This window comes from Sphingomonas zeicaulis, assembly GCF_050433225.1.
Taxonomy (GTDB): Bacteria; Pseudomonadota; Alphaproteobacteria; order Sphingomonadales; family Sphingomonadaceae; genus Sphingomonas_D; species Sphingomonas_D zeicaulis.
Map to the genome: position 1 here is coordinate 74,978 of NZ_JBNPXQ010000008.1, position 26,284 is coordinate 101,261.

Below are 26,284 nucleotides of genomic sequence, written 5' to 3' on the forward strand. Positions count from 1 at the left end.
CTCCGGCCTTCCTTCAGTTCCTTGCGGGTGGCGGGAGTTTCGCATCGCGGTGTGGACGGGGACATAATCGATTCGTGTAGATGCGGGGCGGTTGGGCGCCCGGCGGGCACGCTCTGGCCCGGTCCGTCTTCAACCCCTCCTTTGAAGAAGAGGGGCTAAGCGCTCAACCTTGCCCCCACCCATCGCGCGGCCTATCGCGCCCCTTATGCAGCCCGCCAGCCCCCTGCCATCCAGCGAGCCGCCGCATGATTGCCCGCGCTGCCCGCGGCTCGTGGCGCTGCGCGAGGATTGCCGCGCCGAGCATCCGGACTGGTGGAACGCGCCGGTGCCCGCCTTCGGCGACCCCGATGGCTGGCTCGGCATCATCGGCCTCGCGCCGGGCAAGCATGGCGCCAACCGCACCGGGCGGCCCTTCACCGGGGACCATGCCGGCCACCTGATGTTCGGAACACTGGCCAAGTTCGGCCTCGCCACCGGCACCTATGATGCGCGCATCGACGATGGCTTTGCACTCAACGGTGCGATCATCATCAACTCGGTGAAATGCCTGCCGCCTGAGAACAAGCCGGTGCCGGCCGAGATCCACGCGTGCCGCCCCTTTCTCGACGATGCGGTGGCGCAGCTGCCCAACGCCCGGGTGTTCGTGGCGCTCGGCCAGATCGCGCACCAGAGCGCGGTGAAGGTGCTCGGCGGCCGGCTGCCCAAGGCGCGCTTCGCGCATCTGGCGGAACATCGCATGCCCGATGGGCGCATGTTGATCGATAGCTATCACTGCTCGCGCTACAACCAGAACACCGGCCGACTGACACCGGAGATGTTCGAGGCGGTGTTCGCGCGCGCTGTGGCGCTGCGCGACGCCTGAACGCCACGCGCCGCAAGACTTTGTTCAGATTCGGCGCCTAGACGGCCTTTTTCGTTCGCAAGACCAGGGCGCAGGGGCGGAATGCTGATCGATTCACGGACGATGCTGATGCTGACGCTCGGCATCGCGGCCGTCGTTGCGGGATATCTTGCGCTCGAATGGCGCGCCGTTCGCGATCGCGCGCTGCTGTTGTGGAGCGCGGGGTTCGCCGCGATCGTCATCGGCTGCTCGCTGTCGCCCGTGCGGCTCGGCGGCTCCTTCCTCGTCGGCGTCTGGGGCGCCAACGGCATATTGGTGATCGCGCACCTGCTGTTCCTCGAAGGTGCCGCGCATTTTTCGGGGCACCGCCCGCAGCGTATGTGGTGGGCGATCCTGCTGCTCTGGCTGCCCCTGCTCGCGCTGCCCGAAGGCGGCAGCCGCGCCGAGATCTTCGGTGTCGTCAACGCGGCGCTGGTGGCGGTGCCAGCGTTGCGGGCGTCAGCGCTGCTGATCTTCCCTGCGAAGCGTGCAGATGAATCGGATACGAGCCGCCTCGGCTATGTCTTCCTCTATCACGGCCTTTTCTACGCGCTGAAGACCATGCTGGTGTGCGCGCCCGGCGCGCAGACCAGCCTCGTCGCCTTCCAGGGTGTGCTCATCCAGGTCTCGTTGTTCCATGGCATATTGATCGAGGTGCTGATTGCCCTGTCGATGACCGGATCGGTCCGCCGCCGGCGCGAGGCTCAGGTCGCCTGGCTTGCCGATCGCGACCATCTGACCGGTGTCTACAATCGCCGCGCCTTCGATGCGCGCGCAGGCGCGCTGGTCGCGGCCGCGGCGCGGAGCGGGCGGCCCGGGGCGCTGCTGCTGCTCGACGTCGACCATTTCAAGGCGGTCAATGATGGCTGGGGGCATGAGGCGGGAGACCGGTTGCTGATCGGCCTTGCTCGACTGTTGCACACGGTGCTGCCCGCCGAGGCGCTGGCGGCGCGGCTGGGGGGTGACGAATTCGCCATCCTGCTGCCGGGCTGCAGTCGCGCCCAGCTCTACATTCTGGGCGACGCGATACGCACGCATTTCGGCGCACTGGCCGCCGGAATGCCCGATCTGCCCGCGCAGACCTCCATCAGCCTGGGCGCGGTGCCGTTCGATCGCATCATCGATCTGGCCGCGCTGCTCGCCGCCGCGGATGCGGCGCTTTACGAGGCCAAGCGCGGTGGCCGGAACCAGATGTGCATCCGCCCCATCTCAGGGCGCCGCGCCTTGCCCGCGCGGCCTGTAGCGGCGGTTGGGCCCGCCTGAACCCTCGATCCTCGCCCGGGATGGGTGCAGGTTGGGCATGGGAAGGAAAATGCCCTAGCACTGCCCCGCCGTGGATTCATTGATCACCGCCGCCGCCCGCGCGCTCGCCGCCGGAGCGCCGCTTACCGCGCTCAACCGGGTCGCGCTACGGGATGATGCGCCCGCGCTGGCGCTGCGTGGCATTGCGATGGCGCAGCTTGGGGATCTCGATCGTGCCCGCGCGCTGCTGCGGGAGGCGGGCCGCGCCTTCGGGCCACGCGAGGCGGTCGCCCGTGCGCGCTGCATCGTCGCCGAGGCAGAGATTGCCCTGGTGTCGCGCGATCTCGGCTGGCCGGCCGAGCAACTCGCCCGCGCGCGCGACCTGCTCGATCGCCAAGGCGACACCGCCAACGCGGCGCAGGCGCGGTTGATCGAGGTGCGCCGGCTGCTGCTGATCGGCCGGCTCGACGCTGCCGCGCATGCGCTCGACGGTATAGACGGCGCGGCGCTGCGTCCGGCTGCGCGCGCGGTTCATGCGCTTGCCGCCGCCGGCATCGCGCTCAGTCGACTCAAGGTGGTGGCGGCTCGTGCCGCGCTTACCGATGCCACGTCCGCCGCCGCCGAAGCAGGCATTCCCGCGCTCGCCGTTGAGGTCGCGCGGGCTGCGGCGGTACTCACTTTGCCCGCGGCGCGGACCATTAGCCCGGCGGGCGAGCGCGTGCTGCGGCTGGAAGAGGTTGCGGCACTGCTCTCCTCCGATGCGCTGGTGATCGACGCCTGCCGCTATGCGATCCGGGGCGCCGATCACCATGTCGCGCTCGCCGGTCGGCCGGTTCTGTTCGCGCTCGCCCGCGCGCTGGGTGAGGCTTGGCCGGGCGATGTTCCGCGCGAGCTATTGATCGCGCGCGGCTTTGGCGGGCGGGAGGCGGATGAATCGCATCGTATGCGGCTGCGTGTCGAGATCGGCCGGCTGCGTGCGGCGCTGAAGCCAGTTGCCGCCATCGTCGCGACCCGCGCCGGCTTCGCGCTCAAGGTGCATTGCGGTGATATGGTCGTGCTGGCGCCGCCGGTCGACGAACCGCACGGCGCGGTGCTGGCGCTGCTCGCGGACGGAGAATCCTGGTCCAGCTCCGCGCTCGCGCTGGCGCTCGGCACCAGCCAGCGCAGCGTGCAGCGCGCGCTCGATGCGTTGGCGCGGCTGGGCCGGGTAGAGCCTGTGGGCGACGGCCGCGCGCGGCGCTGGCTGATTCCGGTGCCACCGGCCTTCGCGACGAGCTTGCTCCTGCCGGGGTCCTGACGCCCTTCTTCATGTGCTGGTGTATCGCGACAGAGATGTCACTCACCCTGCATTCCTGTCCGCGCTACGATGCACCTCATGAAGCAGAGCAAGGCCGAAATCCTCCGCGAATATGGCCCGTTCACGGATGTCGATGCCATTCACGGGGTCAGTTTCGATGGCAGCCATGTCTGGTTCGCCGGAGGTGACGCCCTCAAGGCGCTCGATCCGGAAACCGGCGAGATCGTCTGCACGCTGCCGGTCGCGGCGCATGCCGGCACCGCGTTCGACGGCACGCACCTCTTCCAGATCGCCGAGGATCGCATCGACCGGATCGATCCGGTCGAGGGCCGGGTCGTCGGCAGCATCCCGGCGCCGGAAGGCGGCGCGGCCGGCATGGCGTGGGCGGAGGGATCCTTGTGGGTCGGCCAGCACCGCGCCCGCCGCATCCTTGAGATCGACCCGGAGACGGGCAATATCCTGCGCAGCATCGACGCGCAGCGGATGGTGACGGGGGTCACCTGGCTCGACGGCGAGCTATGGCACGCCACCTGGGAAGGGGATCAGAGCGACATCCGCCGCATCGACCGCGCAACGGGAGCGGTGCTCGAACGCATCGAGATGCCGGCGGGCGCCTTCATCACCGGGCTGGAGTCGGACGGCGTAGAGCGCTTCTTCTGCGGCGGCGGGCCCACGCGGAAGGTCCGGGCGGTGCGGCGGGGCTGACCCTCTTCACCGCAGTCGCACCCTGACGATCAATCTTGCGATGAGCGTCGGTACCGCGGCCCCGGCTGCGGTCGCGATCATGATCGGCAATATCAACGCTGTGATCGGCATCCTCGGCCTTTGGCCGATCGTCGCCGGGCTGATGCCGCTCGCCACCGGCGGGCGGCCACTTCATCGTCCGCGCGCTTGGCACCGAGGTGTCCGGCCTCGTCGATGTCGTGCTTGTGCCGCGTTCGGCAGTTCTCCTTCCTCGTTTCGACGCTCCGGCTGGCGTTCCGGTGGCGCTAGGCGCATCCGCGGGCGCGCGCTACCAGCCGTCCATGGATGATCTTTTCGCCGACATGCCGATCCGCGACCGCCGCCTCACGCGCGAGGCGCTGCAGATTTTGCGCGGCCCACAGACCTTGATCGGTTGCGATCTGGAAGAGGCGGATCTGTCTCGCCTCGACCTGTCGGGCTGGACGTTAGAGCAATGCAACCTGCGCCGCGCCGAACTGACCGGCGCGGCGCTGACGCGGACGGTATGGCGATCCTGCCGGGGTGCGTTCGCGGGCTTTGCCGGCGTCGATTTGTCAGAGGCGATGTTCAGCGCTTGCGACCTGAACAATGCGGTGCTGAAGCGCGCCACGCTGGAAGGCGCGCGCTTCTCCGGCTGCAAGCTGACCGGCGCGGATCTTTCAGAGGTGAAGGCGATCGATCTCCAGTTCGAAGAAGTGCTGCTGATCAACGCCAGGCTGGCCGGGCACTCGTTCCGCAAGGCCAATCTGGTGCGCGTCGATTTCTCGCAGGCGGACCTGCGCAAATGCGATTTCCGGATGTCGTCGTTCGATGGTTGCAGCCTGCGCGAAGCGATCGTCGACGGCGCTCGCTTCGAAGGCGCAGACCTGCGCGGCGCCGATCTCGGCGGCGTTCGCCTGGGCGACGCATCGCGGTTCCGCGGTGCGACGATCTCGCGCGAGCAGGCGGCGATATTGCTGGGCGAAGTCGGGCTGAACGTCCGCTAGGCGCGGGTGATCGCCTCCATCGCCGATTCTCCCTGGGGGCTATGATGGCATCATGCTCGACGTCGACAATTGTCCGGATGACGTCATCCAGCTTGCCGATGCGCGCCTGTGCTGCAGCTGGGGCCTGCGCGCGGCGCATGCGGCGCTGGGGCCTGCTCGCCGTCTGGCCGGCCTATGATGACGACGCCTTCGTCGAACGTCTCGACGCGGCAGGTTCCGCGGCGGATGACATGAAGATGCGGCCGAATGGCGGCCGCGCGGGGCCGCGCCACACGATCTGGTTCGCTTCCCGGCTGGAGGTCCAGTGACACCTCAGAAGGGCACTTCCTTGCCCTCAAAATCGAACAGCTTGCCGCTGTCGATCACCTTCAATTCCTCGATGACGTCGAGCAGTTGCAACGCTGCGCGTTCCGGCGTGAACAGCCGCCCGGCCTGGACATTGCCCTGAAACGGGCGCGAGAGCGCGGTGTCGACCGTGCCGGGGTGAAGCGCGACGACGATCGCGCGGTCATTGCGGCGGCGCTCCTCGATCGAGAGGTTGCGCACCAGCATGTTGAGGGCGGCCTTCGACGCGCGATAACCGTGCCAGCCGCCGAGCCGGTTGTCACCGATCGACCCGACCCGCGCGGAAAGCGTGGCAAACACCGTGCGGCCGCTGGCGGGCATCAGCGGAAGGAAATGTTTCGCGACCAGCGCGGGGCCGATCGCGTTGACCGCATGAACATGCGCCAGCCACGCCGGATCGAGCTGGGCGAGCGCCTTTTCGGGGCCGTGGTCGCCATCATGAAGGATGCCGGTGGCGACGATCACCAGCGTCGGCGGCGGCCCCTTGGCGACGGTCGCGGCGGCAGCGGCGATGGTCGGTTCGTCGAGCAGGTCGAGATGCTGCGCGCCGCCGCGTGAGCGTGCAAAGCCATGGACGATATCGAACGTTCCTTCATCGATCAGGGCGGTCTCGAACGCGGCGCCGATACCGCCCGATGCGCCGATCACGATGGCGGAGGATTTGGCTGTGGTCATGGCGGTGCGGGGTAGCGATGGGACCGGAAGGGGTCAAACCGGGGGAGGGCGGGGTACGGGACCGACCTGCCCCCCAACACGCTAGCACCATATAGCGGTGGCACGCTGGCCAGCGCCCTGGCGTGTCGCGGTCAACCTTTCGCCGGTCCAACTCATGCGCGCCGACCTTGCAGGCATCATCGCCGCGGCATTGCAAGACAGTGGCCTGCCCGCCGAACGGCTGGAGCTTGAAATCACCGAGACTGCCTTCGTCGCCGACAAAGTGCGCGCGCTCGACATGCTGCGGCAGATCAAGGCGTTGGGCCTGTCGATCGCGATCGACGATTTCGGCACCGGCTATTCGTCGCTCGACACGCTGAACTCCTTCCCGTTCGACAAGATCAAGATCGACGGCTCCTTTCTGATAAACGCGGATGAGAACCATAAGCTCGCGCCATTCTGGCGCGCGGCCACAGCCTCGACATGCCGGTGCTGACGGCCTGGAAACCGAGAGCCAGCTCCAGTTGCTGCGCGATGAGCAATGCGGCGAGGCGCAGCGCTTTCTGTGGGGGCGCCCGGGGGAGGGACCGGCCCGCGATCCTGCCTGCGTGCCGGCGGACCGATTGACGGCCTTCTGAATGTCGTCGAGATCAGGGGCGGAAGGATCCAGCGTGGCGGGAAAGAACGTGTCGAACGAATGGAAGGGCGCAACCGTCCGCGCATGGCTGGAAAGCCGGATCGCCGCCGCGCGCGCGGATCAGGTGGCAGCCCAGCGGGGCGGCCGTGACGAGCAAGATGATTGCGACAAGGCCTCCGCCGAGGAACTGGTCTGCTCCCATTTCCGAACGAAGGACAAGGACGCGCCCGACGACCAGAAGGCGTTCATGGAGGCGCTGCGCGGCTTGCTCGATCGCGAGACCTATATCTGGCGTGGCGTTTATGACGACGGCCGCTTCGACCGGCATGTGCGGTCCTACATCCGCAAGCTGATCAAGATGGCCAAGGCGAACGAGGGGTTCGAAAAGACGCTGCGCTATCAGTGATCATCGGACGGGATGGCACAGGGGCGCGCGCGCGAGGCGAGAGGATGAAGATCGATGAGCGGGACGCTGACCATCTGGAGCTTCGACTGGGTGCCGCCGGGTCCGCGCGGGTTCGTCCGCGATCTGCGCCTGCGCTGGGCCGCCGAAGAGGCCGGGCTTGATTATGCGGTCGGCACCGTGCCGTTCGAGACCAGGCAGGCCAGTCATTTCGAACGCCAGCCCTTCGGCCAGGTGCCGTTCCTGACCGATGGCGACATCACCCTCTTCGAAAGTGGCGCCTGCCTGCTCCATCTCGCGGCCAAGAGCGAGGCGCTGATGCCGCCGGGCGCGCGCGGCGCGGCCGAAACGCTGCAATGGGTGATCGCCGCGCTCAATTCGATCGAGATGGTCAGCGTGCCCTGGTGGTTCCTCCAGCTTTCGGGCGATCGTGAGAATGGCATGGCGGGCTGGCTGGACAGCCGCCTGGCGCATATCGAGGGCATATTCAGCGATCGCGAATGGCTGGTGGAAGACCGGTTCACCGCCGCCGACCTGATGATGGCGGATGTGCTGCGCGTGCCGGACGTGCGGGGCCGCGGCGATCGCCCTGCGACCGAAGCCTATCTCCAGCGCGTCCTCGCCCGGCCGGCGTTCAAAAAGGCGCATGACGATCAGCTTGCGCATTTCGCGGCGGCGGACGCGCGCCGCGCGGCGGGTTGAGGCGCGTCTAGCGGAAATCCTCGCGCAGCCGGGGATCGACGACCCTGCCGCCACGACCGCCGTAGCCGAAGCGGCTGCTCTCGAACGAGACCGTCGCCCCGGCGTTTTCGCCCAGCGGGATGTCGGCCGTGCCATAGACGCTGCGCGTGCCATGCGAACCGACCATGAACCCCATTTCGCCATGGATGCGCCGGTCCGGCCGATCCGACGCGGTCCGTTCCCCGCGCGCGGCGGCGGCGCTTTCCTCGGTGCTCGCGTTCAGGATCGCCTCCCGCTGCGCCTCGGTCAGCTGCACCGTACGGGGGGCAGCGGTAGCGGTAGCGGATGGAGTGGGCTCGGCCGCCGTTACCGGTTCCGGCGATTGTGCCAACGCCGCCGTCGACAAGCAGGCCGCCCCGGCAACGTTCCAGGCAGCAAGGGCAAGCGCGATCGGGCGGGCGCGGCGGCGCATGGGCAACGGCATGGTCATGTCGCCTTATGGAGCCAAACGGCCTGACCGCCAAATGAACGGACGGTGGGCCATCGATGCGATCCGGGCGCGAGCCTATGCTGCCGGCGCTGCGATTGGGAAGCGATGATGAGAGCGGTCACATCGGCAGGCGTGATTTAATGGGCGCGCGAAGTTCTCTTCGACGCAGCGAAGAATGCCGCGAACTTCGCTGGGCACGGCGTGTCGCTGAAGGCTCTGATCCGGTGAGACCGCGACGCGGGGTGCGAGCCGAAGATGCTCGTTTCAGTCACGGCGAGTTCCCGTTTGTCGCGTCGTGCTCATCGTCGATCGTTACATTCGCGAAATAGGCGTCCGTGCTCGGCCCGATCCATAGCGCCACGCCCCCGCTCGCACCGCTGCCGCGTTTGAGATCGTCGACGATCAGGGCCGGCTGCTCCTCGCCATTCACGAAGAGGCGCGCCGTCTGCCCGTGAACGACGATCCGCACCCTGATCCACTCTCCCGGCGCGACATCGGCATAGCTCTCATATTTTCCAGGATATAACGCACGCAGCCGCTCCCAATCGAAATCCGGCATACTGATATATTGAATGGTGTGATTGCGACGAAGCTGGTCTTCCGCCCGTCCATTGGTCGGCCTTATGTAGATGGCCTCGTAATGCTTATCGTCCGCCAAGCGAAAAGCGATGCCGACAAAGCCGCGCGCACTATCAGCCGCCCCCTCGCGAGGCTGGCCCAGGATATCGGCCATGATCGTGCCATTGCTGAAAGTGCCGACGTTCAGCGGGATGATTGCCGCTGTGCCGTCTGGCGTCACGTCGCTCACGTGCAAGGCAACCTGTCCCTTGAACATCGCCTTGCCCAGGGAAACGGAACTTGGTTTGCCGATCTCCTTGTCGGCTTCGAGACCGGCATTGGCTGCAGCCGAAAATGGCACAATGCACGCTATCGGCAGGCACCAGCACAGTCTTGCGATTCTGCTCATCGGGAACAACTCCTCGGTGTGGATGATCGTGTGGATCGGTCAACGGTGAATCGTGGCGCGACAGGGCGGAAATTCGGCACGGAAGTCGAATAAGGAAAAGTTGAAGATGTTCTGAACCGCTCATAGCATCGGCGTGCGGCACGGTCCGGACCCGCGCCATCGCTCCACGAACCGGGGAAAGAGATCGATTGCAGACAGGCGGAAACCGGCGCGCTTGCGAAGAGCACAGGATCGGAAAGTGGATCTTCTTTCCGGGAAGCCATGAACTGTGCTGTGGCGTCCATGTGCGGCGGCTCGAACATCGCGCCGCCCGGGCGCTCGAACTGCTCTGCCGGCGTCGCGGCGAGATTGTGTCGCACGGAGACATTGTTGCGGAGGTTTGGAACGGTCGCAGCGTCAGCGCGAACAGCGTACCGGTCGTCATCAGGGATATTCGCAAAGCGCTCGGCGACGATGCGCGGAACCCATCGCATATCGAGACCATCTCGAAGCGCGGCTACCGGCTTCGAGGAGATGCCGCCCGGCTCGGGTCCGACGATGGCCTTTCGGTAGGCACGGTCAGGCGCTCATCACGTCGATCGCTGGTCATCTATCTGACCGCGGCCGCCCTCGCGCTCCTCGTAGTGGCAACGGGCTTTGCGAACAAAAACGGCCTGGGTGAAGGAAAAACCGTCCGATTGATCGTCGCCGATGTCGAGAACGCCACCGGAAGCGCTCACTACCAACCCCTCGCGGCCGCCACGAGCGAAGTGATCGCACTCGACACACAAAGGCTCGAAGGCGTTCATATGCTTCGCTCCCGCAAAGCGCGACCGGCCGAAAACGACGTCATGCTCCGCACGCGCCTGATCTTGTGGGAAGGCCGTCCGACAGCGATGCTGTCCGCTGAGAACGCGGCCGGGGTCACGCTTTGGTCGTCGATGACCTCGGGAAAGGAGGCGCTGATCCCCGGCGAAATCTCCGCCGCCATTCAGGATCTCGGCAAGACCGTAAAACAGCCGGCGCGCGAACCTTAAGGCAGCAGCATCCTCGGCACGCCACTCCGGCATTGCGCGCGGCCACTCCCTTAATCCTCTCCCAGAAATCGCGCCCGCGCCAGCAACCCGCCTTCCGGCGCGGTGCCCAGTTCCAGCCGCGCGTCGTAGAAGCGCAAGATGTCCCCCGTCGCGGCCAGCCCCAGGCCGGTGCCAGGGATGGACGGGTCGAGCCGTGTGCCGATCGTCAGCACGGCCTCGCGCATCGCTTCTTGCACGCCGGGGCCGTCGTCGCGAACTTCGACATGGTTGGGGCCGCCCGCCACGATCACCCGGTGCGCGGCCCATTTGCAGGCGTTGTCGATGAGGTTGGACAGGATCTCGGCGAGGTCGCCGCGATCGCAGGGCAGTTTCAGGCCAGGTGGCAGCGCGATCTCGATGCTGAGGCCGCGTGCCACGTGCAGGCGGCGCATCGCCTCGGCAATCGCCTCCACCAGCGGCGCGACCTCGGTCAATGTGCCGGCGCCGCGGGTGCCGGCGGCGGCGGCGCGGGCGAGGTGGTGGTCGATCTGGTGCTGCATCACCGCGCAGCGCGCCAGCAGGAAATCGGCGCTGTCGATGTGGCCGGCGAGGCGGAGCTGTTCGGCCTCGTCGATGATCAGCGCCAGCGGCGTGCGCAGATTGTGCGCGAGGTTGCCGGATTCGGTGCGCGCGCGCGCGATCAGGCTCGCCTGCCCCTCCAGCAGCGCATTGAAGCGGTTGACCACGGGGGAGAATTCGGCCGGCACCGCCGGGTCCAGCCGGTCGACCTCGCCATGGCGCAGCCGGTCCACCTCCTCGCCCAGCCGGCGCACCGGCGCCAGCCCGAAGCGGACGAGCGCGGCCGCACCGCCCAGCAGCAGCAGCCCCACCGCGATCATCGACAGGGTCAGGTCGCTGCGGAACTGCGCGATCTGCTCGTCGATCAGCGCGCGCGCCGAAGCGATGGTGAAGATGGCGGTGCGGCCGTCGCCCAGCCCAACGCGGGCGCTGCGCTGGAGCAAAGGCTCGCGCGCATCTCCGCCCTCCCGCCAGGTGCCGTCGGCGGCACCCGCGTCACCCGCCGCGAGCGCGCGGCCGTGCAGCGAGCGTGATCGCGTCACCCGGCCGTCGCCGGCATCGACCTGCCAGTAAAGCCCCGATCCGCCGACGTTGAACAACGGGTCCGACAGCGGCTGCGCCACAAGCAGCGCCCCGTCCGGCGCGACGCTGGTCATCGCGATCAGCTCGTCGAGATGATGGTCCAGCTCGCTCTTGAAGCGATCGGTGGTGTGCACGCGATAGAGATTGGCGATGAACAGCCCGGCAAGCAGCATCGCCACCACCACCGCCGCGGCGGAGCCGACCAGCAGGCGGAGCCACAGGCTGTGTCGCGCCGGGCCGGTCATGGCACCAGCCGGTAACCCAGGCCGCGCACCGTGATGACCCGCTCACGCCCGATCTTGCGGCGCAGCCGGCCGACCAGCACCTCGATCGCATTGGCATCGCGGTCGCTGTCCAGCCGATAGAGATTGTCGAGGATGGTCTGGCGGGTCAGCGTGCGGCCGGCATTGTAGAGCAGCAATTGCAGCAGCCGGAACTCGCTGGCGGTCAGCGCCAGCGCCGCGCCGTCCAGCCATGCCTCGCTGCTCGCCGGGTCGAGCGCCAGCGGCCCGGCGGTGATCCGCGTCGCGCTGTAGCCGGCGGCGCGGCGGGCCAGAGCGTGGAGGCGGGCGATCAGTTCCTCGGTGCGCACCGGCTTGACGATGAAGTCGTCCGCGCCGGCGTTCAGCCCTTCCACTTTCTCCTGCCAGCTTCCGCGCGCGGTGAGGATCAGGATCGGCGTGGCGATCGCGCGGGCGCGCAGCGCGCGGACGAGATCGATGCCGCTCATCCCCGGCAGCCCGATATCCACCACCAGCACGGTGAAGCCGTCGGTCACGAAGCCAAGCGCATCCTCGCCATTGGCCAGCCATTCGCAGGTCAACCCGTGCCGCGCCAGATTGGCGGCGACGCGTTGCGCCAGCTCGGCTTCGTCCTCGACCAGCAGGATCCGCATCGCCGCCCCCTGACAGGATTTTGACAGGTTGCAAAGCTAGATGCTGCGTTTGCGAACACCAATCCGGGGGAAGTGCGAACATGGATGCGATCGGCCGGCTGGCATTGCCGCTGCTGTTGCTGTGCGGCGTTGCCGCCTGTTCGGGGGGCGACGGCGATGAGGGCAACGCGGCGGCGGACGCCGCGCCGGCCAGGCCCGCCGCACCCAAGGGCAGGCTCACCCTGGATGGTGGTGAACTCGAACGGCTGGGCATTCGCTTCGCCGTGGTCGAGGCCGCGACCGAGTTGCCGCTGGCGACCGTGCCCGGCACATTGGCGCCGCCGCCCAACGCCCGCGTCGCCGTCGCCGCAGTGATCCCCGGCGTCGTGACAAAGACCTTGGTCGTGGAGGGCGACAGCGTGGCGCGGGGCCAGCCGCTCGCGGTGGTCGCCGCGCGGGAGATGTTCACGCTCGCCGCCGGCGTCGAGCAGGCGTCCGCCCGCGCGGCGATGGCGCGCGCCAATGATCGTCGCCTCGGCCAGCTCGCGCGCGAAGGCGTGATCGCTGGCGCGCGGGCGGACGAGGCACGCGCCGCGCTGCGCGAGGCGGAGGCCGAACTCAATGAGCAGCAGCGCGTCGTCAGGCTGGTCAATGGCGCGCCGCACCAGGGCACCTATACCCTGACCGCGCCGATCGCCGGCAAGGTCACCAGCGCCGCGATCCAGACCGGCAGCCCGGTCGACGGCACCACCGCCGCCTATGTGATCGACGCGACCAGCCGCTATGAGGTGACCGCGCAGCTTCCAGAACGGCTCGTCGGCCGTGTCCAGACCGGGATGGCGGTGCGGCTGGCGGGCGACGTGCGCGGCGAGGTGACCAGCGTCGGCAGCGCGATCGATCCGGCGACGCGATCGGCCACGCTGCGCGCGCGCATCCCCGCGGCCCCCGGCGTGGTTTCCGGGCGCGCGGTGCCCGTCACCATCTTCATGCCGGCTCCTGCCGGTGCGATCGCTGTGCCGGCACAGGCGGTGACCGAGGTCGACGGCAAGCCCAGCGTCTTCGTGCGCGTGGCCAGCGGCGTCGCGGTGCGCGCGGTGGAGCCGGGTGATCGCGCCGATGGCCGCATCGTCATCCGATCGGGGCTGAAGGCGGGGGATCGCATCGCGGTTGCCGGCGTCAGCGATCTCAAGGCGGTTGCGGGGCAGAACTGATGCTGCGCTCGCTGGTCGCCTTCTCGCTGTCCTACCGGCTGTTCGTGCTCGCGCTGACATTGGTCGTCGGCGGGCTCGGTGCCTGGGCCTATTCGACCTTGCCGGTCGATGCCTATCCGAACATTGCGCAGACGCAGGTCAAGATCATCCTCAAGGCCCCGGGCATGACCCCTGAAGAGGTCGAGACGCGGGTGATCGCGCCGATCGAGTTGGAGATGCTCGGCCTGCCCAACCAGGCGATGCTGCGCTCCACCGCCAAATATGCGATCGCCGACATCACCATCGATTTCACCGACGGGACGGACATCTACTGGGCGCGCCAGCAGGTCGGCGAACGGCTCGCCGGCGTCACCGGCGATCTGCCGGAGGGCGTGGAAGGCGGCATGGCGCCGATCTCCACCCCCTTGTCCGACCTGTTCATGTTCACCATCGACGGGCCCCTGTCGCTCACCGAAAAGCGCGACCTGCTCGACTGGACGATCCGCCCCGCGCTGCGCACCGTGCCCGGCGTGGCGGATGTCAACGCGCTCGGCGGCCATGTCCGCACCTTCGAGGTGCGGCCCGATCCCGTCGCGCTCGCCGCCGCGCGGCTGTCGATCGACGATCTCCAGCAGGCGATCGAGCGCGGCAATCGCAATGACGGCGCCGGCCGGCTGGCGGCGGGGGAGGAGGCGCTGATCGTGCGCGCGGTGGGCGCGGTGCGCGATGCGGACGATATCGCGCAGATGGCGATCGTCGCGCGCGACGGCCGGGTCGTGCGGGTGGGCGATGTCGCCAGCGTCGGCACCGGATCGCTGACCCGCTATGGCGGCGTCACCGCGCATGGCAGGGGAGAGGCGGTGCAGGGCCTCGTCATCGCGCTGCGCGGCGCCGATGCGCGCCAGGTGGTCGATGGCGTCCGCGAACGGCTCGATGAGATCCAGAAGACGCTGCCCGAAGGCACAAGGCTGACGGTGTTCTACAACCGCTCCGACCTGATCGAACGCGCGCTGCACACCGTGCAGAAGGCGCTGATCGAGGCGACGGTGCTGGTGGTCGTGCTGCTGGTGCTGTTCCTGGGGGATTGGCGCGCGGCGGCGATCGTCGCGGCGACCTTGCCGATGGCGGCGCTCACCACCTTCCTGCTGATGCGCGGCATGGGGCTCACCGCCAACCTGATGAGCCTCGGCGGGCTCGCCATCGCGATCGGCATGCTGGTGGATGGCGCGGTGGTGGTCGTCGAGAATATCGTCGATCGGCTCGGCCATGCGAAGGAAGGCGGGCCACCGCGGCTCAACATCATGTTCCGCGCCACGGCCGAGGTGATCGTGCCGGTCTCCGCCGGCCTCGTCATCATCGCTTTGGTGTTCCTGCCTTTGCTCTCGCTGGAAGGGCTGGAGGGCAAGCTGTTCGCCCCCGTCGCGCTCACCATCATGTTCGCGCTCGCCGGCGCGCTGCTGCTCGCGCTCACATTGGTGCCGGTGCTGTCTTCCTATGGGCTCAGGAGCGGGCAGCATGGCGATCCGTGGATCATGCGCAAGCTGGCACCGCGCTATGCGGCGCTGCTCGGCGGCGCCTTCGCGCGGCGCAAGCTGGTCTATGCGCTCGCCGGGATCGGGCTGGTGCTCGCGGGGCTGGCCTATGGCGCGGTCGGCAAGACCTTCATGCCGACCATGGACGAGGGTTCGGTGGTGATCCAGGTCACCAAGCTGCCCACCGTGGGCCTCGATCGCTCGCTGGCGATGGCTGGTCGCATCGAGCAACAATTGATGCGCCAGGTACCGGAGGTGACCGGCGTGATCTCCCGCACCGGCACCGATGAGATCGGCCTCGACCCGATGGGGCTCAACGAAACCGACCTGTTCGTCACGCTCAGGCCCTCCGGCGAATGGCGCGGCGACCGCGATTTCGTGGTGCAGGAGATGCGCAAGGCGATCGCCGGCATGCCCGGCATCGAACCCACCTTCACCCAGCCGATCGAGATGCGCGTGGCGGAAATGCTCACCGGCGCGCGTGGCGACCTGGCGGTGAAGATCTTCGGGCCGGATCTCGCCACCCTGTCCGACCTTGCGGGCAAGGTGCAGCAGGTGCTGCAGACGACGCGCGGCGCCGCCGAGGTGACCACCGTCGCCAACGACACGATCGACTATGTCCAGCTCGAAATCGATCGCGCCGCCGCCGGCCGCGCCGGCATTCCGGTCGATACCTTCCAGGATGCGTTGCGCGCGCAGCTTGAGGGGCTGCCCGCCGGCATCGTCGCGGAAGGGCAGAAGCGCGTGCCGGTGGTGATCCGCGGCAATGATGGCGTGCGCGACGATGCCACCCGCTTCGCCGACCTGCAGGTGACGACGCCCACCGGCGAACTCGCGCGGGTCAGCGATCTCGCCCGCGTCGAACATACCCAGGGGCCGATCCGCCTCGATCATGAAAGCGGATCGCGCTACGCGCTGGTGCAGGCGTTCGTTTCGGGCCGCGATCTCGTCGGCTATGTCGATGAGGCGCGGGCGAAGGTGGCGGCGGAAATCCCGCTGCCCGCCGGCTACCGCCTCGTCTGGGGCGGCCAGTTCGAAAACCAGCAGCGCGCCTCGGCGCGGCTGATGCTGGTGATCCCGGTGGCGCTGCTGCTGATCCTGATGGTGCTCTATGCCACCTTGCGCTCGCTGCGCGGATCGCTGCTGATCCTCGCCAACATCCCTTTCGCGGCAGTGGGCGGCATCATTGCCTTGTGGTTCACCGGCGAATATCTCTCGGTACCCGCTTCAGTCGGCTTCATCGCCCTGCTCGGCATCGCGGTGCTCAACGGCCTCGTCCTCGTGGCCTATTTCCGCCAGTTGCGCGAGGAAGGTCGGCCGATGGCGGAGGTGGTGCGCGTGGGTGCCGAGCGCCGGCTGCGCCCGGTGCTGATGACCGCGAGCATCACCGCCTTCGGCCTCGTTCCCCTGCTGTTCGCCACCGGCCCGGGGTCGGAGATCCAGCGGCCGCTCGCGATCGTGGTGATCGGCGGGCTCGTCACCTCGACCTTGCTGACCTTGGTGCTGCTGCCGATCCTCTACGAACGCTTTGGCGAAAGCCGGGGGGAGGCGCGGTCATGAGGGTGGTGCTGCGGCTGAGCTGCGCGGCGGGGGACGCCGATATGATCGCCGAGGTGCTGCGCGATCATCTCCACGCGCCGGTGCATCTGCGCCGTGAGGAGGTGCTGGGCCGCGATTTCGACGATGCCGCGACCGGGGAGCGCGTGGCCGGCAGCCTCGCGCGGGCCGCGATCGAGGTTGAACTGGCGGCGGCGCAGGTCGCGTCGGCGGTGGAGGCCGCGCGCACCGCGCGGCGGCGCCTGTCGTTCCGCTGGCGGACGACCGCGGTGCTGGATGGAGGACGGGTGGAATGAAATGGGCCTGGCTCCTGCTGGCGGGCATCGCCGCCCCGGCGCTCGCCCAGGCGGATGGCGGCAGCGATCTGCCGCCACCCGAACTGGTCATCCGCGCGCTCGATGGCGCGCCGGGGGTGGAGGCCGCGGTCGCCCGCGTCGGCGCCGCGCGTGCCGAGGAGGATGCGCTGCGCCGCGGCCCGCATGAGATCACCGCGCAGGGCACGCTCTCGCGCCGCTCGGTCGATCATGACCGCGACTATGTGGAATATGACACCACCGTCAGCCGTGCCTTCCGCCTGCCCGGCAAGGCCGCGCTCGATCGGCGCGCCGGCACATTGGGCGTCGATATCGCGCAGAACCGCATGGAGGATGCCCGCCACCAGGCCGCGCTGACATTGGCGACGCTCTGGTATGACTGGCTGGGCGCCGGCGAACAGCACCGCAACGCGCTGGCGCTGGTCGAAACCCAGCGCGCGCTGGTCGGGGCGACCGGCCGGCGGGTGGAACTGCGCGATGCCGCGCAACTCGATCTCGAACAGGCCAATGCCGCGCTCGCGCTCGCCGAGGCGCAGGCCGGCGACGCCGCGGCGGAGCGGGACCGCGCACGCACCTTGCTCGCCGCGCGCTTCCCCGAACTCAGCCTGCCCGTCGAACCGCCGCGCCTGCGTGAGCCCGCCATCCCGGCGGAGGGGTTCGATCGGCTGCAGGCGCTGATCGTCGAGCGCAGCCATGAGATCGGCGCCGCGGTGGGCACTGCCGATCGCCAGGCCATCCTCGCCCGCCGCGCCCGCGCCGATCGCATCGCCGATCCGTCGCTGGGCTTCCGCCTGTTCAGCGAACGCGGCGGCGAGGAACAGGGCGCCGGCCTCTACGCCTCGCTGCCGCTGGGCGGCGGCCACCGCCGCGCGCTCTCCAGCCAGGCCGAGGCCGAAGCCCGCGCCGCTTATGCCGAACGCATCGGCGTGGAACGCGAAATCGCCGGCAACGCTGCCGCCGACGTCGCCGAAACCCGCGGCCGCCTCGCCGCCTGGCGCGCCAGCGCGCAGGCGGTGCAAAGCGCGGAGGCCAGCGCAGCGCTCTCCGGCCGCGGCCAGCAACTGGGCGCGATCGACCTGACCGACCGGCTCTACGCCGAACGCCAGGCGAACGAATCCCGCGCGCAGGAAATCGCGGCGAGGGTGACGGCGGCGCGGCTGCTGGCGAAGCTGCGGATCGACGCGCATACGCTGTGGATCGAGTGAAAGAATAGCCCCCTCTCCCCTCCGGGGAGAGGGCTGGGGGGGGGGGGAGTCGCGCGACGCGTAAAGGTTCGGAGGCTCCTGCGTGGTCGGCCTGGTTCAGAGCGAACCCGTGAGACCTTTACGCGTCGCGCGACTGCCCCTCTCCCTGGTCCGCTACGGACCTTTCCCTCCCCCCATAGGGGCGAGGGGCTGTTCGGCGCATGTCCCCTGCACTGGCGCGCCCTCGGCGCAAGCGGCATAAAACGCCGGTGACCGACGCGATCCCTACCCGCACCATCCAGCTTGAGCCCTGGTTGAAGACAGGCGATGTGGAAGCCTGCTTTCCCACGGGAAAGGATCGTGCCCTGATCCTGAAGGATCGCGGTCGCATCCTGCTCGACGAAACGCTTGCCGCCATAACGCTGCATGATCGGCCCGACATCGACTGGAGGTGGACCCACGCGCAACGTTTGCCGGGCGGAGGCTATGCGCTCGCCTCATCACGGTCCGCGGCAGGCAAGAAGAACCTCCAGCTTTTCGACGATCGCGGCAAGCTCGCAACGCGTTTCCCGGCGGGCGACGCGATCGAGCATATGGCAGTCGATGATCAGGGCCGCATCTGGGTCGGCTATTTTGACGAGGGCACCTGCGGCGATGATCCGCTCTCTCTCGCCGGGCTCTCTCGCTTCAGCTAGAGCGGGCGGCTCGAATATCAATGGGATTACAGGCCCCACAGTCCCATCATCGATTGCTACGCCTTGACCCTCGACGAGAGCGGTCGGGCGTGGATCTGCCCCTATACCGAGTTCTTCGTCGCAGCGATCACCGACGACGACGTGCGCATGGTGATGCCTAAGGCGCCAGTGTCGCTTGCCTGGGGGCTGCTGGTCAGTGCCAAGCATCTCGGGTTCGTGGGCGGAATGGAATTCCCGCATGATGGCGGCGCCGTGATCGGTTGGAATGTTGACGGCACGGCTTCCCATCTGCCGCTCGTGCCTGAAGATTTCGTGGAATCGGCGAAGGAAAGCATCGTCACGATCGTCGATCTTCGAACCGGCGCACGGACGCAGGTGCAATTGCTGGACCAGCATGCGGTGCCGCTGGTACTTCAGCATCGCGTCAATTGCCGGGCAGGCACCGCTGTCTGCTGGACGAAGGACGCAGTCTACCGGGTCACGCTGGAAAGCCTGCTGGCGGCCGCTGCGATGCCTTCTGACCTCGGGGCAGAGGGCGACTAAAACGCCGACCGCAGCACCGCCCTTACCCCCACACCAACGCTCCCCTGCCGCTCCTCGGCACTCGCCTCACCGCTGATCCCGAAGCTGGAATCGCCCCCGCTCAGCCGCAGCCGCGCCAGCCAGCCGTCGGCGCGCTGTTCGGGGTCGAGCGTGAAGCTGGCGCCCGAGGAAAAGCTCGCCACGGTGCTGTCGATCGTGCCGCCGAGGATGGTGCGCAGGCCGCCTTCCGCCTCGATCCGGAAATAGCCGCCATCGGCATCCGGCTTCTTCAGGTCGAAGCCGATCGCGAGGCTCGTCGTCGCGGCGAGCTCGTCGCTCTTGCGTGCCGCCACGCTGAGGTCGAACGCGGTGCCGCCGCCGGTTTCGGTGCGGGCGTCCTCGCTCAGCCGGTAATAGTCGATCGCGGCGATCGGGCGCAGGCTGAGGCGGCCGGTCTGCAAGATGTAGGAGGCGCCGACCGCGCCGGAGAGCAGGGTGCCTCCCCAATTGGCCTTGGCGGTGCGCTCCACCGCGCTGCCGTCGATATCGCCCACGAAGAAGCGGCGGCTGTCGAAGCTGATCCAGCCCGCCGATGCGCGCGCATAGGAGGCGAAGCCGCCGCGTCGCAGTCGCCAGAACAGGCTGGTCTCGAACTGGTTCGCCAGCACCTCGTTGGCGGTGCCGCCATCGCTGTTGCGGCCGATCAGGTAGGCCAGGGTGCCGCCGACCGTGCCGATGCCGGTGTCGATCTCCGCACCGCCGACCATGCCCCAGCCGAGGATGTCATAGGCCGCGGTCTGCCCCGCGCCCTTCGATCCGCTCCAACCGACCTGCTGGATGAGCAGGCGGAAGCCGCGATCGTCCTTCGGGCCGCCCTGGTCCTCCAGGAAGCGCATCGCCGCGCGTGAGCCTGCGGTCACCGTCTCGAAGGTGCCGCCGGCATGGTCGGGCAGCATCTGGCGGAACACCGATCGCACCCCGGCCTGGTCGGTCTTGTCGAGCAGCACCGAAGCGACGTCCGCGTCGCTGTCGATCACCGAGAGGATCGCGTCATAGGCGGCGCCCTCCCAGCGGTTGAGGCCCAGCGCGGACGCGGTCTTGCGTTCGATCGTCAAGGTCAGGCTGTTGGCGTCGGCGCTGAGGCTGCTGTCGAACAGATAGGGCAATGTCGCGGTCGGCGTGCCGGTCAGCGAACCGGCGGTGACGACGGTGAAGCTGCCCTCCGACCCCAGCACGCTCGACAGGCTGACGTCCAGCGTCGATCCGGTCGCGAAGCTAGCGGCGCCCGCCACGGCATAGCCGGTGCTGCTGCCGTCGGCGCCAATGGTCACGCCGATGGTGCCGCCACTGCCGACGGTCAGCGAGGAAAGCGCGAGCGTGCCGGTGTTGGTCGGCAGGAAGCTGCCGCCATCGACGTTCAGCGTCAGCCCGGAGCTGTTGGCGACCGCGCCCGCGAAGCTGGCGCTGCCCGACAAGATCATCACATCCGCGCCACCACCGAAATCGACGTCGCCCTTCAGGCTGGCGCTGTCCGCCAATGTCAGCCGGTCATCGCCGGCGCCGAACGCGATGTCGCCGGCGGTCTGGCTGGTGCCGCTCAGCGCCGCGACATTGTCGCCCGCGCCGAAGCCGATATCGCCGCTCACCGTGCCGGCGGAGACGGTCAGCACGTCGCTGCCGCTGCCGAAGCGGATGTCGCCGACGATCCCCGGCGCCGCCGAATCCTCGACGTCCGACTGGAACTGGGTCAGCGTGACGCCGCTGGTGTTGGCACTGACGTCGATCGCGATCGAATTGCCGGCGCTGCCCGAACTGGCGGTGATCGTGCCGCTGTTGCTGATCGTCGAGAGCGTGCCGGACAGGTCCTGGATCGTGTAGGCGGTGCCATCGGTATAGGTCGTGGCGCCGATCGCGCCGCTGTTGACCAGGGTCGGCAGGCTGCCGCCCGCGGTGATCAGCAGCGCACGCGAAAGCTCGCCCTCATCATAGCCGCCCGCCGCCGCGATCGTGCCGCTGTTGGTGAGCAGCGGCACGGTGGCGCCATCGGCGATGGCGAGGCCGGTGGCGTCGCTCAGCGAATACGCGGCGACCGAACCGCCGATCCGAATGCCGCCCTCGATCGAGACGGTACCGCCCTCGCCGCCGATCCGCACGCCGGTGCCGTCGATGCCCTCATAGATGCCATAGCCGATGACGGTGCCGTCGATCGCGAGCCCGGCGCCCGCGGCATCGCCCGCGATCGCGCCGATATCGATCGCTTGGGTCGAGCCGACGAGCAGCGCCGGCTGGCCGCCATAGGCGGTGACGACCGCGGTGCCCTCCTCGCTGTCGGTGACGCCGTCGCCATCCTCGTCATCCTCATCCTCGTCATCGTCGCTGGGGGGCGCCGCGAGCAGGATGCCGCCGCCGACATTGCCCTGCACCCACACCGCCGGGCCGCCCTGCAGCAGATCGTCCGCCTCCAGCACCGATGTGTCGGCGGGCGAACTCGTATAGCGATAGCCGGTGGCGTAGACCGATCCCTGGATCACCAGCGCGCCGCCGATATCGCCTTCGGACGCATAGCCGATGCTGCCTTCGCCGGTGACCGAGATCGATCCTTCCAGCGTGACCGATCCGGTGACGTCGGCGGTGCGCACGCCATAGCCATGGTCGCCGACGACGCTGATCGTGCCGCTGCTGGTCAGCGATCCGTCGAGCGTGCCGCCGAGATAGATGCCGGCGGAGTCATTGCCCTGCACCGTGATCGTGCCGCTATTGTCGATCGCGCCGGTGAACGTGCCCAATGTGCGAATGCCGTAACGGCTGCTGCCCTCGGCGAAGGGGCCGTCGAGATCGTCATCATCGTCCGAATCCTCGGCCTCATAGCTCTCGTCGAGCGTGATCGTGCCGCTGCTGGTGATGTTGCTGCTGATGCCGGCATTGGCGAGGATGCCGGTGGCGCCGTCCGCGTCGGTGATCGTGATGTCGCCCGCGCCGGAGATGCTGTTGTTGCTGTCCACCGTCACCGCGGTGCCGCTGTCCAGTTCGATCGCGCCATCCTCGCTGATGGTGACGTCGCCCGCGGTGGAGGTCAGGACCGGCGTCGTCCGGGTGGTGCTGATCGTCGTCTGGGCGAAGGCCACGCCGGGCAGCGTGGTGAGGGGCAGCAGGCAGGTGCCTGCCAGCAGCTTGCGCATTGAAACTCCCTGGGTCGCGTGGTGGACGCGCACCCGCGGGGCCGCTCCAACCGGATCTCGGAGCGGGGGGTCAACGGATGCGCGCCCGCTGCCCTAGGGCGCCCGGGAGGTGTCTGTGGTGTGTCTATGGATTGCGGGATGTTTCGGGCGGAAGAAAGCTCAGATATCCTGCGCCAGCCGCCCGTACAGCTCCGGCCGCCGATCGCGGAAGAAGCCGAACGCCGCGCGGTGCTTCTTCGCCAGGGCGATGTCGACTTCGGCCACCAGCACGCCGGTCTCGTCGCGCTTATAGTCGGCGATGAAGTCGCCGCGCTGGTCGGTGATGAAGCTGTGGCCATAGAAGGTCTGGCCGCATTCGGTGCCGACGCGGTTGGACGCGACCACCGGCACGACGTTGGAAACGGCGTGGCCGATCATCGCGCGCTGCCACAGCCGGCTGGTGTCGAGATCCGGGTCGTGCGGTTCGTTGCCGATCGCCGTCGGGTAGAACAGGATCTGCGCGCCCATCAGCATCATCGCGCGCGCCGTTTCGGGATACCATTGATCCCAGCAGATGCCGACGCCGATCGTGCCGTAGCGCGTGTTCCACACCTTGAAGCCGGTGTTGCCGGGGCGGAAGTAGAATTTCTCCTCATAGCCCGGGCCATCGGGGATGTGGCTCTTGCGATAGACGCCCATCACCTCGCCGGCATCGTCGATCATCGCCAGGCTGTTGTAGTGGTGCGGGCCATCCGCCTCGAAGAAGCTGGTCGGGATATAGACCTGCAATTCCTTCGCGAGCGCCTGCATCGCCCGCACCGCCTTGTGCTCGCCCACCGGCTTGGCGTTGGCGAACAGGCTCTCATCCTCGACGCGGCAGAAATAGGGGCCTTCGAACAGTTCGGGCGGCAGAATGATCTTCGCACCCTGCGCCGCCGCCTCGCGCACCAGCGCGCTCACCGCCGCGATGTTCGCGTCGATATCGTCACCGAATGCAAGCTGCAGCGCAGCCACCTTCACCTTCGTCATGCCTGTTCCTCAAAAATGAAGCCGCCCCCCGCACGGGCGGGAGGGGGCTTCACCAAATCTGCTTAAACCGACGGCGCCTGCTGGCTGATGCAGTGGAAGCTGCCGCCGCCCGTCAGGATATGGTCGGCGCGCTGGCCGACGACAACCCGTCCGGGAAACAGCGCCGCGATCGCCTGCACCGCCGCCTCATCATTGGCAGCGCCATATTGCGGAACGACGACGCTGGCATTGCCGATATAGAAATTCATGTAGCTCGCCGGGATCGCCTCACCCTCCACCTCGACCAGGCCGGGGGAGGGGATGGGGGCGGGTTCGAGACCGAAGGCGCGGGCGCGCGCCCAGGCGTCGGCATAGACGTCCGCATTGGGATCGTCCTCGCCCGTCGCCACCGGCAGGGCCAGCACGCCCGGCGCCACGAAGCGCGCGAGATTGTCGACATGGCCGTCGGTATGATCGTTGGCCAGGCCCTCGCCCAGCCACAGCACTCGGTCGAGCCCCAGATCGCTCGCCAGCCGCGCCTCGATCTCCTCGCGGCTCAGCTCCGGGTTGCGGTTGGGGTTGAGCAGGCATTGCTCGGTGGTCACCGCCAGGCCGGTGCCGTCGGTGTCGATCGCGCCACCTTCCAGCACCCAGCCATGGCGGGTGGCGGGCAGCTTCGCCGCATCGGCCAGCCGTGCGCCGATATCCTCGTCGCCGGGCAGTTCATATTTATTGCCCCACCAGTTGAAGTCGAAGTCCCGCGCCATCCGCTCGGTGGCATGGGTGACGAGGATCGGCCCAGTATCGCGCAGCCAGATGTCGCCAAACGGCGCGATCTCCACGATCACGCCATCGTCGACCAGCGCCAGCGCAGCCTCGGAGGATTCGAGATCGCCGACGACGAGGCGCACCTGCTCGCCGCGCCCATCGGCATGGACGGCGTTGGCGAAGGCGGCAACCTCGGCGCGCGCGGGCGCGAGATCCTCTTCCCACAGGTCGGGATGGCTCGGGAAGCCGATCCACACCCAGTCATGCGGCGCCCACTCGGCGGGCTGGCGAAGCAGCGTCATGCGTCTCTCTTGATCGATAATGAAGGGAAGGGGGCGTCAGCGCCCGGCGCGGGACCGGTCGCGGATGCCGCGAAACTCGTCGCCCGCCACCCAGTTCGGCCAGGCCGCCGTGGTCGCGAGCTCACGGCCGATCATGTAGTAAAGGCCGAGGTCGGAGAGAACACCCGTCCAGTCCCAGTTCGGATCATATTCGTCCTTGGGCCCGTGATAGCGATGCTCTTCATAATCCTTGGCCGCCGCCGCGCCCGCCGCCTTGCCGCCGGTCACCAAATCGTCGCCGCCCTCGAAATAGAGCATCGGCACGCCCTGCTTGGCGAGGCTGAAATGGTCGGAACGGTAATAGAAGCCCTTCTCCGGCGTCGGTTCGGGCGTCGCCACCCGGCCCTCGACGGCGAGCGCGCGGTCGAGATAGGCGTCCAGCTCGGACTTGCCCTTGCCGATCACGATCACATTCTTCGCGGGGCCGGCCATCGAGAGCGCATCCATATTCACGCCCGCCACGGTCTGCTTCAGCGGCAGCACCGGATGCTCGCCATAATATTTGGAGCCGAGCAGCCCCGATTCCTCGGCGGTCACCGCCACGAAGGCGAGGCTGCGATCGGGGATGCCGGCCTTCACATTGGCCTCGGCCAGCGCGACCAAAGCCGCGGTGCCGGTGGCATTGTCGACCGCGCCGTTGCAGATCTTGTCGCCGTCCGGCGCCGCCTCGCAGGTGCCGAGATGGTCCCAGTGCGCGGTGTAGAGCACATATTCGTCCGGCCTTTTCTTGCCCGGCAGCACCGCGACGACATTCTTCGAGGCGTGTTTGCGCAGCTCATTGTCGAACGAGACCGACGCCTTCACGCCGAGGTCGACCGCCTTGAAGCCCTTCCGCTTCGCCGCCGCCTTCAGCGCGACCAGATCCTGCCCTGCGCTTGCCATCAGCCGCGTCGCGACGTCGCCATTGATCCAGCCGACCGCGGGCGCCTGATCCATATTGCCGTTGGGCGAATCCGCCACCTGCTGCGTGCCCGTCCAGCTCGACTGGACGACGTTCCAGCCATAGGCGGCCGGCACCGTATCATGCACGATGATCGCAGCCGCGGCACCCTGGCGCGCGGCCTCCTCGAACTTGTAGGTCCAGCGGCCATAATAGGTCATCGCGCGGCCGCCGAACGGCCCGTCCAGCCCCTCATTCTCATAATCGGGGTCGTTGACGAGGATGATGACGGTTTTCCCCTTCACATCGACGCCGGCATAGTCGTTCCAGCCCTTCTCGGGCGCGTTGATGCCATAGCCGACGAACACCACCGGGCTGTCCTTCACCTCGATGTGCGGGGCGACGCGATAGGTGCCGACCACCAGTTCCGGGCCGAACGCGGCGCTGATCGCCTGCTTGCCGCCGGTGAAGGTCATCGGGGAGACGTTCTTCGCGGTGATTTCCACCAGCGGCACGTCCTGGAACCAGCTGCCCTTGTTGCCGGGCTTCAGCCCCAGCTTGCTGAATTCGGCCACGAGCAGGTCGAGCGTCTTCTTCTCACCCTCGGAGCCTGGCGCCCGGCCGCCGAACGCGTCGGAGGAAAGCTCGGCGACGAGCCGCTTCATCGTTTCCACCGAAATGGCAGGCTTGGCCGGAGCCTGCGCGCCGCCCGCGGCGCACAGGGCAAGGGCAAGCGGCAGCGAAAACAGGGTTTTTGAGATACGCATGAGGCGGTGTCCGAACAGGAGAAAAGTCCGATT

26 protein-coding genes are annotated in these 26,284 nt (G+C 68.1%); 17 read left to right on the plus strand and 9 right to left on the minus strand.

The features are described 5' to 3' along the window. Positions 1 to 205 precede the first annotated feature (205 nt). The 7 genes from FHS96_RS22365 (at position 206) to FHS96_RS22395 (ending at position 5,436) form a co-directional block, all read left to right on the plus strand. Entirely contained in the window at positions 206 to 862 is a 657-nt protein-coding gene (locus FHS96_RS22365) for a uracil-DNA glycosylase (RefSeq protein ID WP_429597127.1), read from the plus strand. An 81-nt stretch (positions 863 to 943) separates the two neighbouring features. After that, the gene (locus FHS96_RS22370) at positions 944 to 2,143 is read left to right on the plus strand and encodes a GGDEF domain-containing protein (protein WP_429597130.1); all 1,200 of its coding nucleotides are present in this window, start codon (positions 944 to 946) and stop codon (positions 2,141 to 2,143) included. A gap of 70 nt (positions 2,144 to 2,213) precedes the next feature. Continuing rightward, positions 2,214 to 3,419, plus strand: coding sequence for a helix-turn-helix domain-containing protein (locus tag FHS96_RS22375; RefSeq protein WP_429597133.1), 1,206 nt, complete (start codon positions 2,214 to 2,216; stop codon positions 3,417 to 3,419). A 78-nt stretch (positions 3,420 to 3,497) separates the two neighbouring features. Beyond that, complete coding sequence (locus FHS96_RS22380) at positions 3,498 to 4,124, plus strand: Vgb family protein (RefSeq protein ID WP_429597135.1); 627 nt, start codon at positions 3,498 to 3,500, stop codon at positions 4,122 to 4,124. A gap of 320 nt (positions 4,125 to 4,444) precedes the next feature. Beyond that, the gene (locus FHS96_RS22385; protein ID WP_429597138.1) at positions 4,445 to 5,128 is read left to right on the plus strand and encodes a pentapeptide repeat-containing protein; all 684 of its coding nucleotides are present in this window, start codon (positions 4,445 to 4,447) and stop codon (positions 5,126 to 5,128) included. 52 nt (positions 5,129 to 5,180) lie between these two features. Then, positions 5,181 to 5,306 carry a hypothetical protein gene (locus FHS96_RS22390; RefSeq protein ID WP_429597141.1) on the plus strand — a complete coding sequence of 42 codons (126 nt, stop codon included), beginning with the start codon at positions 5,181 to 5,183 and terminating at the stop codon, positions 5,304 to 5,306. Then, on the plus strand, positions 5,266 to 5,436 hold the full coding sequence (locus FHS96_RS22395) for a hypothetical protein (protein WP_429597144.1): 171 nt from the start codon (positions 5,266 to 5,268) through the stop codon (positions 5,434 to 5,436). The genes FHS96_RS22390 and FHS96_RS22395 overlap by 41 nt, the downstream gene beginning before the upstream one ends. Positions 5,437 to 5,440: 4 nt before the next feature. On the opposite strand, the gene FHS96_RS22400 is transcribed toward FHS96_RS22395, so the two are convergent. Next, positions 5,441 to 6,148, minus strand: a complete 708-nt coding sequence (locus FHS96_RS22400; RefSeq protein ID WP_429597147.1) for an SDR family NAD(P)-dependent oxidoreductase — start codon at positions 6,146 to 6,148, stop codon at positions 5,441 to 5,443. A gap of 154 nt (positions 6,149 to 6,302) precedes the next feature. On the opposite strand from FHS96_RS22400, the gene FHS96_RS22405 reads away from it, so the two are divergent. From FHS96_RS22405 to FHS96_RS22415, 3 genes are all read left to right on the plus strand, one after another. Further along, positions 6,303 to 6,623, plus strand: a complete 321-nt coding sequence (locus FHS96_RS22405; protein WP_429597150.1) for an EAL domain-containing protein — start codon at positions 6,303 to 6,305, stop codon at positions 6,621 to 6,623. A 175-nt stretch (positions 6,624 to 6,798) separates the two neighbouring features. After that, positions 6,799 to 7,170: a hypothetical protein gene (locus tag FHS96_RS22410; RefSeq protein WP_429597152.1), complete on the plus strand. Its 372-nt coding sequence runs from the start codon at positions 6,799 to 6,801 to the stop codon at positions 7,168 to 7,170. A gap of 54 nt (positions 7,171 to 7,224) precedes the next feature. Then, positions 7,225 to 7,869 carry a glutathione S-transferase family protein gene (locus tag FHS96_RS22415; protein ID WP_429597155.1) on the plus strand — a complete coding sequence of 215 codons (645 nt, stop codon included), beginning with the start codon at positions 7,225 to 7,227 and terminating at the stop codon, positions 7,867 to 7,869. A gap of 7 nt (positions 7,870 to 7,876) precedes the next feature. Here the strand turns inward: FHS96_RS22415 and FHS96_RS22420 are convergent, their stop codons facing one another. After that, complete coding sequence (locus FHS96_RS22420) at positions 7,877 to 8,332, minus strand: hypothetical protein (protein ID WP_429597158.1); 456 nt, start codon at positions 8,330 to 8,332, stop codon at positions 7,877 to 7,879. A 274-nt stretch (positions 8,333 to 8,606) separates the two neighbouring features. After that, positions 8,607 to 9,305 (minus strand): hypothetical protein, encoded by a 699-nt coding sequence (locus FHS96_RS22425; protein ID WP_429597160.1) that lies wholly within the window; start codon positions 9,303 to 9,305, stop codon positions 8,607 to 8,609. A 188-nt stretch (positions 9,306 to 9,493) separates the two neighbouring features. On the opposite strand from FHS96_RS22425, the gene FHS96_RS22430 reads away from it, so the two are divergent. Continuing rightward, a complete protein-coding gene (locus tag FHS96_RS22430) occupies positions 9,494 to 10,321 on the plus strand; it encodes a winged helix-turn-helix domain-containing protein (RefSeq protein WP_429597163.1) in 828 nt (275 codons plus the stop codon). Between the two features lie 50 nt (positions 10,322 to 10,371). Here FHS96_RS22430 and FHS96_RS22435 read toward each other — a convergent pair whose 3' ends face one another. After that, a complete protein-coding gene (locus FHS96_RS22435) occupies positions 10,372 to 11,706 on the minus strand; it encodes a sensor histidine kinase (RefSeq protein WP_429597166.1) in 1,335 nt (444 codons plus the stop codon). Further along, positions 11,703 to 12,356, minus strand: a complete 654-nt coding sequence (locus FHS96_RS22440) for a response regulator transcription factor (protein WP_429597168.1) — start codon at positions 12,354 to 12,356, stop codon at positions 11,703 to 11,705. The genes FHS96_RS22435 and FHS96_RS22440 overlap by 4 nt, the downstream gene beginning before the upstream one ends. A gap of 80 nt (positions 12,357 to 12,436) precedes the next feature. On the opposite strand from FHS96_RS22440, the gene FHS96_RS22445 reads away from it, so the two are divergent. From FHS96_RS22445 to FHS96_RS22470, 6 genes are all read left to right on the plus strand, one after another. Next, a complete protein-coding gene (locus tag FHS96_RS22445) occupies positions 12,437 to 13,546 on the plus strand; it encodes an efflux RND transporter periplasmic adaptor subunit (RefSeq protein ID WP_429597171.1) in 1,110 nt (369 codons plus the stop codon). Next, a complete protein-coding gene (locus FHS96_RS22450; RefSeq protein ID WP_429597174.1) occupies positions 13,546 to 16,617 on the plus strand; it encodes an efflux RND transporter permease subunit in 3,072 nt (1,023 codons plus the stop codon). Before FHS96_RS22445 ends, FHS96_RS22450 begins: the two co-directional genes overlap by 1 nt. Next, positions 16,614 to 16,910, plus strand: coding sequence for a DUF3240 family protein (locus FHS96_RS22455; RefSeq protein ID WP_429597177.1), 297 nt, complete (start codon positions 16,614 to 16,616; stop codon positions 16,908 to 16,910). The genes FHS96_RS22450 and FHS96_RS22455 overlap by 4 nt, the downstream gene beginning before the upstream one ends. Next, positions 16,907 to 18,133 carry a TolC family protein gene (locus FHS96_RS22460; RefSeq protein ID WP_429597180.1) on the plus strand — a complete coding sequence of 409 codons (1,227 nt, stop codon included), beginning with the start codon at positions 16,907 to 16,909 and terminating at the stop codon, positions 18,131 to 18,133. Before FHS96_RS22455 ends, FHS96_RS22460 begins: the two co-directional genes overlap by 4 nt. A gap of 248 nt (positions 18,134 to 18,381) precedes the next feature. Further along, positions 18,382 to 18,807, plus strand: coding sequence for a hypothetical protein (locus FHS96_RS22465; RefSeq protein WP_429597183.1), 426 nt, complete (start codon positions 18,382 to 18,384; stop codon positions 18,805 to 18,807). 63 nt (positions 18,808 to 18,870) lie between these two features. Beyond that, positions 18,871 to 19,350, plus strand: coding sequence for a hypothetical protein (locus FHS96_RS22470; protein ID WP_429597186.1), 480 nt, complete (start codon positions 18,871 to 18,873; stop codon positions 19,348 to 19,350). On the opposite strand, the gene FHS96_RS22475 is transcribed toward FHS96_RS22470, so the two are convergent. From FHS96_RS22475 to FHS96_RS22490, 4 genes are all read right to left on the minus strand, one after another. Beyond that, positions 19,347 to 22,508: an autotransporter outer membrane beta-barrel domain-containing protein gene (locus tag FHS96_RS22475; protein ID WP_429597189.1), complete on the minus strand. Its 3,162-nt coding sequence runs from the start codon at positions 22,506 to 22,508 to the stop codon at positions 19,347 to 19,349. The genes FHS96_RS22470 and FHS96_RS22475 overlap by 4 nt on opposite strands. A 159-nt stretch (positions 22,509 to 22,667) precedes the next feature. Then, positions 22,668 to 23,516, minus strand: a complete 849-nt coding sequence (gene aguB / locus FHS96_RS22480) for an N-carbamoylputrescine amidase (protein ID WP_429597192.1) — start codon at positions 23,514 to 23,516, stop codon at positions 22,668 to 22,670. A 62-nt stretch (positions 23,517 to 23,578) separates the two neighbouring features. Further along, positions 23,579 to 24,565: an agmatine deiminase family protein gene (locus tag FHS96_RS22485; RefSeq protein WP_429597195.1), complete on the minus strand. Its 987-nt coding sequence runs from the start codon at positions 24,563 to 24,565 to the stop codon at positions 23,579 to 23,581. Positions 24,566 to 24,601: 36 nt separating this feature from the next. Next, the gene (locus tag FHS96_RS22490; RefSeq protein WP_429597198.1) at positions 24,602 to 26,251 is read right to left on the minus strand and encodes a M28 family peptidase; all 1,650 of its coding nucleotides are present in this window, start codon (positions 26,249 to 26,251) and stop codon (positions 24,602 to 24,604) included. Positions 26,252 to 26,284: the final 33 nt, after the last annotated feature.

Coding starts and splice junctions, on each gene's coding strand:
- FHS96_RS22365 (WP_429597127.1), top strand. CDS start 206: ATGCAGCCCGCCAGCCCCCTGCCATCCAGCGAGCCGCCGCATGATTGC.
- FHS96_RS22370 (WP_429597130.1), top strand. CDS start 944: ATGCTGATCGATTCACGGACGATGCTGATGCTGACGCTCGGCATCGCG.
- FHS96_RS22380 (WP_429597135.1), top strand. CDS start 3,498: ATGAAGCAGAGCAAGGCCGAAATCCTCCGCGAATATGGCCCGTTCACG.
- FHS96_RS22385 (WP_429597138.1), top strand. CDS start 4,445: ATGGATGATCTTTTCGCCGACATGCCGATCCGCGACCGCCGCCTCACG.
- FHS96_RS22390 (WP_429597141.1), top strand. CDS start 5,181: ATGCTCGACGTCGACAATTGTCCGGATGACGTCATCCAGCTTGCCGAT.
- FHS96_RS22395 (WP_429597144.1), top strand. CDS start 5,266: ATGCGGCGCTGGGGCCTGCTCGCCGTCTGGCCGGCCTATGATGACGAC.
- FHS96_RS22400 (WP_429597147.1), bottom strand. CDS start 6,148: ATGACCACAGCCAAATCCTCCGCCATCGTGATCGGCGCATCGGGCGGT.
- FHS96_RS22405 (WP_429597150.1), top strand. CDS start 6,303: ATGCGCGCCGACCTTGCAGGCATCATCGCCGCGGCATTGCAAGACAGT.
- FHS96_RS22415 (WP_429597155.1), top strand. CDS start 7,225: ATGAGCGGGACGCTGACCATCTGGAGCTTCGACTGGGTGCCGCCGGGT.
- FHS96_RS22420 (WP_429597158.1), bottom strand. CDS start 8,332: ATGCCGTTGCCCATGCGCCGCCGCGCCCGCCCGATCGCGCTTGCCCTT.
- FHS96_RS22425 (WP_429597160.1), bottom strand. CDS start 9,305: ATGAGCAGAATCGCAAGACTGTGCTGGTGCCTGCCGATAGCGTGCATT.
- FHS96_RS22435 (WP_429597166.1), bottom strand. CDS start 11,706: ATGACCGGCCCGGCGCGACACAGCCTGTGGCTCCGCCTGCTGGTCGGC.
- FHS96_RS22440 (WP_429597168.1), bottom strand. CDS start 12,356: ATGCGGATCCTGCTGGTCGAGGACGAAGCCGAGCTGGCGCAACGCGTC.
- FHS96_RS22445 (WP_429597171.1), top strand. CDS start 12,437: ATGGATGCGATCGGCCGGCTGGCATTGCCGCTGCTGTTGCTGTGCGGC.
- FHS96_RS22450 (WP_429597174.1), top strand. CDS start 13,546: ATGCTGCGCTCGCTGGTCGCCTTCTCGCTGTCCTACCGGCTGTTCGTG.
- FHS96_RS22455 (WP_429597177.1), top strand. CDS start 16,614: ATGAGGGTGGTGCTGCGGCTGAGCTGCGCGGCGGGGGACGCCGATATG.
- FHS96_RS22460 (WP_429597180.1), top strand. CDS start 16,907: ATGAAATGGGCCTGGCTCCTGCTGGCGGGCATCGCCGCCCCGGCGCTC.
- FHS96_RS22475 (WP_429597189.1), bottom strand. CDS start 22,508: ATGCGCAAGCTGCTGGCAGGCACCTGCCTGCTGCCCCTCACCACGCTG.
- aguB (WP_429597192.1), bottom strand. CDS start 23,516: ATGACGAAGGTGAAGGTGGCTGCGCTGCAGCTTGCATTCGGTGACGAT.
- FHS96_RS22485 (WP_429597195.1), bottom strand. CDS start 24,565: ATGACGCTGCTTCGCCAGCCCGCCGAGTGGGCGCCGCATGACTGGGTG.
- FHS96_RS22490 (WP_429597198.1), bottom strand. CDS start 26,251: ATGCGTATCTCAAAAACCCTGTTTTCGCTGCCGCTTGCCCTTGCCCTG.